Below are 7,119 nucleotides of genomic sequence, written 5' to 3'. Positions count from 1 at the left end.
CCACCTCGACCTGCCGTCCCGATCGGTCGCCGTCGGCGCACCTCGATCGACCCGCCGTCCCGCGCGTCCCGATCGGTCGCCGTCGGCGCACCTCGACCTGCCGTCCCGATCGGTCGCCGTCGGCGCACCTCGATCGACCCGCCGTCCCGCGCGTCCCGATCGGTCGCCGTCGGCGCACCTCGATCGACCCGCCGTCCCGCGCGTCCCGATCGGTCGCCGTCGGCGCACCTCGACCTGCCGTCCTGATCGGTCGCCGTCGGCGCACCTCGATCGAGCCGCCGTCCCGCGCGTCCCGATCGACTCGCCGTCGTCACACCTCGATCGGCCGTCGTCCGCGCACCCCGATCGACCCGCCGTTCTCTTGATTGTCAGTGGTGGCGGGTACGTTTTGGGCATGGGGAAGAACGCAGGGGCGCACATCGTGTGGGACTGGAACGGGACGCTGTTCCACGACAACGACGCGATCATCGGGGCGACGAACGCGGCGTTCGCCGAGCTGGGGCTGGCGCCGATCACGATCGAGCAGTACCGGACGCTGTACTGCGTTCCGGTGCCGAAGTTCTACGAGCGGCTGCTCGGCCGGCTGCCGACGGACGCCGAGTGGGAGCTCATGGACGTCACCTTCCACCGGTACTACAGCGAGCACCGGGGCCGGTGCGCGCTGACCGAGGGGGCGACGGAGCTGCTCGCCGGATGGCGGTCGGCGGGACGCAGCCAGTCGATCCTCAGCATGTACGGACACGAGGACCTCGTGCCGCTGGTGCGGGGGTTCGGGATCGAGGCGCACTTCATACGCGTCGACGGCCGCACCGGACCCTCCGGGGGAAGCAAGGCGGAGCACATGGTGCGCCACCTCGCCTCGCTCGACACGGTGGATCCGGCCCGGACGGTGGTCATCGGGGACGCCGCCGACGACGCGGTGGCCGCGCTGCACGTGGGAGCCCGGGCCGTGCTGTACACCGGGGGTTCGCACAGCCGGGCCAGCCTGGAGGAGGCCGGCGTGCCGGTGGTGGACACGCTGGCGGAGGCGGTCGTGGAGGCCGAGCGCCTCGCCGCGTGAGAACCGGGCCGGCTACGTCACCGGTGCCTTGGCCCGCAGCACCGTCAGGAACTCCCGCATCCACGCCGGATGGTCCGGCCACGCCCGGGACGAGACCAGGGTGCCGTCGACGACCGCCTCGGTGTCCTGGAAGGTCGCTCCGGCGGACTGCATGTCGGGCTCCAGCGCGGGATACGCCGTGACCCGGCGGCCGCGCAGGCTGTCGATCGCGGCCGTGAGGAGCGGGCCGTGGCAGATCTGGGCGACCGGTTTGTCGGCGTCGAAGAAGGACTTGAGGATCTTGCGCAGCTCGGGGTCGTTGCGCAGGTACTCGGGGGCCCGGCCGCCGGGGATGACGAGGGCGGCGTACTGGCCGGGTTCGACGTCGGCGAAGGCGAGGTCGGCGGGCCAGGTGTAGCCGGGCTTCTCGGTGTAGGTGTCGAAGCCGGGTTCGAAGTCGTGGACGACGAAGCGCAGTGTCTTGCGGGAAGGAGCGGCGACATGGACCTCGTAGCCCTCCTCGCGCAGCCGCTGGTAGGGGTAGAGGACCTCCAGGGACTCCGCCGCGTCGCCGGTGACGATGAGGATTTTTGCTGTCATGTCGGCAACGTGCCTCCGCGGGGCGCGCTTGCCAAGGGGGCGCGCGGGTTTTGGTCGCTGTGCAGAATGTCAAACTTCCACCCCTGGTTTTGTACACATACGGCTCATGACGGGGGCCCTGTAAGGAGCGATAGCCTTGGTGGCGTGATCAGCGCGATAGCTCGCGGGGGCACTGCTGCCCCTGCCCTGCGCCCGGCGAGCACGGAACATCTCCGTGACCGGGCGGCGGTCGCTGGTCCTCGCGGGCGGGACGGGGCCGCACGGGCCCCCAGGACGCCGTACATACCCGGGAATCCGGCGTCGCGGAGAGCGATGTCACATCCCGTGGGCGCGTCGAGAATGGCTGATAACCCCCCGCTCATCTCGCCCTGCGGCATAGCGTCGGAGCAGACCGGAGAACCCGGGCCGTGGCGTCGAGCCGCAGGGGAAGAGACCGTACTTCCTTCTACGTCACGCAACGGCGCGCGACAGGAGCCAGAGGACAATGCAGACCAAGCTGGACGAAGCCAAGGCCGAGCTGCTGGAGAGGGCCGCTCGGGTAGCTGAGAACAGCCCGGTCGGGGGCCTACCGACCGGGACGGCGGACGAGGGCGCACCCGACACCCCGGAGACCCCGGACCAGGAGTCCGTGCTCGCGTTCCTCCAGCGCTACTACCTGCACACCGCCCCGGAGGACCTCACCGGCCGCGACCCGGTCGACGTCTTCGGAGCCGCGCTCTCGCACTACCGACTGGCCGAGAACCGCCCCCAGGGCACGGCCAGCGTGCGGGTGCACACCCCGACCGTGGAGGAGAACGGCTGGACGTGCAGCCACTCCGTGGTCGAGGTCGTCACCGACGACATGCCCTTCCTCGTCGACTCCGTGACCAACGAACTCACCCGGCAGGGACGCGGCATCCATGTCGTGATCCACCCGCAGATCGTGGTCCGCCGCGACGTCACCGGCAAGCTCATCGAGGTGCTGCCCGCGCACACGGGCGGGGAGCTGCCGCACGACGCGCACCTGGAGTCCTGGATCCACGTCGAGATCGACCGCGAGACCGACCGCGGCGACCTGAAGCAGATCACCGTCGACCTGCTGCGGGTGCTGTCCGATGTCCGCGAGGCCGTCGAGGACTGGGACAAGATGCGCGACGCGGCGCTGCGCATGGCCGACGAGCTGCCCAAGGAGCCGGTCGCCCCCGACCTGCGCGACCTGGAGATCGAGGAGGCCCGCGAGCTGCTGCGCTGGCTGGCCGCCGACCACTTCACCTTCCTCGGCTACCGCGAGTATCAGCTGCGCGCGGACGACACCCTGGCCGCCGTCCCCGGCACCGGCCTCGGCATCCTTCGCTCCGACCCGCACCACGCCGGCGAGGAGGGCCACCCGGTCTCCCCGTCCTTCGAGCGGCTGCCCGCCGACGCCCGCGCCAAGGCGCGCGAGCACAACCTGCTGGTGCTGACCAAGGCCAACAGCCGGGCCACCGTGCACCGGCCGTCGTACCTGGACTACATCGGCGTCAAGAAGTTCGACGCGGACGGCAACGTGATCGGCGAGCGCCGCTTCCTCGGACTGTTCTCCTCCGCCGCGTACACCGAATCGGTGCGCCGGGTTCCGGTCATCCGCCGCAAGGTGGACGAGGTCCTGGAGCGCGCCGGGTTCTCGCCCAACAGCCACGACGGGCGCGACCTGCTGCAGATCCTGGAGACCTACCCGCGCGACGAGCTCTTCCAGACCCCGGCCGACGAACTGGAGTCCATCGCCACCTCCGTGCTGTACCTGCAGGAGCGCCGGCGTCTTCGGCTCTACCTGCGCCAGGACGAGTACGGCCGCTACTACTCCGCCCTCGTCTATCTGCCCCGCGACCGCTACACGACGGGCGTCCGCCTGAGGATCATCGACATCCTCAAGGAGGAACTGGGCGGTATCAGCGTCGATTTCACCGCCTGGAACACCGAGTCGATCCTCTCCCGGCTGCACTTCGTGGTCCGCGTCCCGCAGGGCACCGAGCTGCCCGAGCTGTCCGACGCGGACAAGGAGCGCATCGAGGCGCGTCTGGTGGAGGCCGCCCGCTCCTGGGCCGACGCCTTCGCCGAGGCGCTCAACGCCGAGCTCGGTGAGGAGCGGACCGCCGAGCTGCTGCGCCGCTACAACAACGCCTTCACCGAGGGCTACAAGGCCGACCACACGCCGCGTGCCGCGGTCGCCGACCTCGTCCACCTGGAACAGCTCAGCGAGACCCAGCAGCAGGACGGCAAGGACTTCTCCCTCAGCCTCTACGAGCCGGTGGGCGCCTCTCCCGAGGAGCGCCGCTTCAAGATCTACCGCAAGGGCGACGCCGTCTCCCTCTCCGCGGTGCTGCCGGTCCTCAGCCGGCTCGGCGTCGAGGTCACGGACGAGCGGCCGTACGAGCTGAGGTGCGCGGACCGTTCCGTCGCCTGGATCTACGACTTCGGGCTGCGCATGCCCACCTCGAAGAGCGGCGGCGACTACGGCGACGACGGACGCGAGCGGTTCCAGGAGGCCTTCGCCGCCACCTGGACCGGCAAGGCGGAGAACGACGGCTTCAACGCCCTCGTGCTCAGCGCCGGGCTGACCTGGCGGCAGGCGATGGTGCTGCGCGCGTACGCCAAGTACCTGCGGCAGGCGGGCTCCACCTTCTCGCAGGACTACATGGAGGACACCCTCCGCAACAACGTCCACACCACCCGGCTGCTGGTCTCCCTGTTCGAGGCGCGGATGTCGCCGGACCGCCAGCGCGCGGGCCACGAGATCGTCGACGCCCTCCTCGAGGAGGTCGACGCGGCCCTCGACCAGGTGGCGAGCCTCGACGAGGACCGCATTCTCCGGTCCTTCCTGACCGTCATCAAGGCGACCCTGCGCACGAACTTCTTCCAGGAGGCCGCGGGCGGCAGGCCGCACGACTACGTCTCCATGAAGTTCGACCCGCAGGCGATCCCCGATCTGCCCGCGCCGCGCCCGGCGTTCGAGATCTGGGTGTACTCCCCGCGCGTGGAGGGCGTGCACCTGCGCTTCGGCAAGGTCGCGCGCGGTGGTCTGCGCTGGTCCGACCGGCGTGAGGACTTCCGTACCGAGATCCTCGGCCTGGTCAAGGCGCAGATGGTGAAGAACACCGTCATCGTGCCGGTCGGCGCCAAGGGCGGCTTCGTCGCCAAGCAGCTCCCGGATCCGGCGGCGGACCGGGACGCGTGGCTGGCCGAGGGCATCGCCAGCTACAAGACGTTCATCTCGGCGCTGCTCGACATCACCGACAACATGGTCGCCGGCGAGGTCGTGCCCCCGCAGGACGTCGTCCGGCACGACGAGGACGACACCTACCTGGTCGTCGCCGCCGACAAGGGCACCGCGACCTTCTCCGACATCGCCAACGAGGTCGCCGAGTCGTACAACTTCTGGCTCGGTGACGCCTTCGCCTCCGGCGGCAGCGCGGGCTACGACCACAAGGGTATGGGCATCACCGCGCGCGGCGCCTGGGAGTCCGTCAAGCGGCACTTCCGCGAGCTGGGCGTGGACACCCAGAGCGAGGACTTCACGGTCGTCGGCATCGGGGACATGTCCGGTGACGTGTTCGGCAACGGCATGCTGCTGAGCGAGCACATCCGCCTGGTCGCGGCCTTCGACCACCGGCACATCTTCATCGACCCCACCCCTGACGCGGCCGCCTCCTACGCCGAGCGCCGCCGCATCTTCGAGCTGCCCCGCTCCAGCTGGGCCGACTACAACACCGAGCTCATCTCGGCGGGCGGGGGCGTGTTCCCCCGTACCGCGAAGGCGATCCCGCTCAACGCGCACATCCGCGACGCCCTCGGCATCGAGGAAAAGATCGCCAAGATGACGCCGGCCGACCTGATGAAGGCGATCCTGCAGGCGCCGGTGGACCTGCTGTGGAACGGCGGCATCGGCACCTATGTGAAGGCCAGCACCGAGTCGCACGCCGACGTCGGCGACAAGGCCAACGACCCGATCCGCGTCGACGGCGCCGACCTGCGCGTCAAGGTCGTCGGCGAGGGCGGCAACCTGGGCCTGACCCAGCTCGGCCGGATCGAGTTCGCGCTGCACGGCGGCAAGATCAACACCGATGCCATCGACAACAGCGCGGGGGTGGACACCTCCGACCACGAGGTGAACATCAAGATCCTGCTCAACGGCCTGGTCGCGGACGGCGACATGACCGTCAAGCAGCGCAACAAGCTCCTCGCGGAGATGACCGACGAGGTCGGCGCGCTGGTCCTGCGCAACAACTACGCGCAGAACACGGCGATCGCCAACGCGCTCGCCCAGTCCAAGGACATGCTCCACGCCCAGCAGCGGTTCATGCGGCACCTGGTGCGCGAGGGCCACCTCGACCGGGCGCTGGAGTTCCTGCCCACCGACCGCCAGATCCGCGAGCGGCTGGGCCAGGGCCAGGGCCTGACCGGTCCGGAGACGGCCGTCCTGCTGGCGTACACCAAGATCACGGTCGCCGACGAGCTGCTGCACACCACGCTCCCCGACGACACCTACCTGCGTGGTCTGCTGCACGCCTACTTCCCGACGGCGCTGCGCGAGCAGTTCCCGCAGTACATGGACAACCACCCGCTGCGCCGCGAGATCGTCACGACCGTCCTGGTCAACGACACCGTCAACACGGGCGGTACGACATATCTGCACCGTCTGCGCGAGGAGACCGGGGCGTCGCTGGAGGAGATCGTCCGGGCGCAGACCGTGGCCCGCGCGATCTTCCGCTCGGCGCCCGTGTGGGACGCCGTGGAGGCCCTCGACAACCAGGTCGAGGCCGCCGTACAGACCCGGATCCGGCTGCACTCGCGGCGCCTGGTCGAGCGCGGCACGCGCTGGCTGCTCAACAACCGGCCGCAGCCGGTGCAGATCGCCGAGACCGTCGACTTCTTCTCCGAGCGCGTCGAGCAGGTCTGGCAGCAGCTGCCGAAGCTGCTGCGCGGCGCGGACCTCGAGTGGTGGCAGCAGATCTACGACGAGCTGACCGGCGCCGGCGTCCCGGACGAACTGGCCACGCGTGTGGCCGGGTTCTCCTCCGCCTTCCCGGCGCTCGACATCGTCTCGGTCGCCGACCGCATGGGCAGGAAGCCGCTGGACGTCGCCGAGGTCTACTACGACCTCGCCGACCGGCTGCACATCACCCAGCTCATGGACCGCATCATCGAGCTGCCCCGCGCCGACCGCTGGCAGTCCATGGCCCGCGCCTCGATCCGCGAGGACCTCTACGCGGCCCATGCGGCACTGACCGCGGACGTGTTGGCGGTGGGCAACGGCAGTTCGACGCCCGAGCAGCGCTTCAAGACCTGGCAGGAGAAGAACACGGCGATCCTGGGCCGGGCGCGCACGACCCTGGAGGAGATCCAGAGCTCGGAGACGTTCGACCTCGCCAACCTGTCGGTGGCGATGCGCACGATGCGCACCCTGCTGCGCACGCACACGTAGCAGGCTGTACGAGAGCGGGGTGCCCCGAGCCGGCCGGCTC

General features: G+C 70.0%; 3 protein-coding genes. 2 read left to right on the top strand and 1 reads right to left on the bottom strand.

The annotated features are described in order from the left end of the window. Positions 1 to 394: 394 nt before the first annotated feature. Entirely contained in the window at positions 395 to 1,060 is a 666-nt protein-coding gene (locus ABZ453_RS10845) for an HAD hydrolase-like protein (protein WP_359013730.1), read from the top strand. A gap of 12 nt (positions 1,061 to 1,072) precedes the next feature. Here the strand turns inward: ABZ453_RS10845 and ABZ453_RS10840 are convergent, their stop codons facing one another. Next, positions 1,073 to 1,639, bottom strand: a complete 567-nt coding sequence (locus ABZ453_RS10840; RefSeq protein ID WP_208783541.1) for a DJ-1/PfpI family protein — start codon at positions 1,637 to 1,639, stop codon at positions 1,073 to 1,075. A 484-nt stretch (positions 1,640 to 2,123) separates the two neighbouring features. Between ABZ453_RS10840 and ABZ453_RS10835 the strand changes: the two genes are divergently transcribed. After that, the gene (locus tag ABZ453_RS10835; RefSeq protein ID WP_359013728.1) at positions 2,124 to 7,079 is read left to right on the top strand and encodes an NAD-glutamate dehydrogenase; all 4,956 of its coding nucleotides are present in this window, start codon (positions 2,124 to 2,126) and stop codon (positions 7,077 to 7,079) included. Positions 7,080 to 7,119: the final 40 nt, after the last annotated feature.

Origin of the sequence: Streptomyces sp. NPDC005799 (genome assembly GCF_040630525.1) — a bacterium.
Lineage (GTDB): Bacteria > Actinomycetota > Actinomycetes > Streptomycetales > Streptomycetaceae > Streptomyces > Streptomyces griseorubiginosus_B.
This window is presented reverse-complemented; position numbering and strand designations above follow the sequence as displayed.

Excerpts from the sequence above, each read along its gene's own strand:
- ABZ453_RS10840 (WP_208783541.1), bottom strand. The coding sequence starts at position 1,639 with ATGACAGCAAAAATCCTCATCGTCACCGGCGACGCGGCGGAGTCCCTG.
- ABZ453_RS10835 (WP_359013728.1), top strand. The coding sequence starts at position 2,124 with ATGCAGACCAAGCTGGACGAAGCCAAGGCCGAGCTGCTGGAGAGGGCC.
- ABZ453_RS10845 (WP_359013730.1), top strand. The coding sequence starts at position 395 with ATGGGGAAGAACGCAGGGGCGCACATCGTGTGGGACTGGAACGGGACG.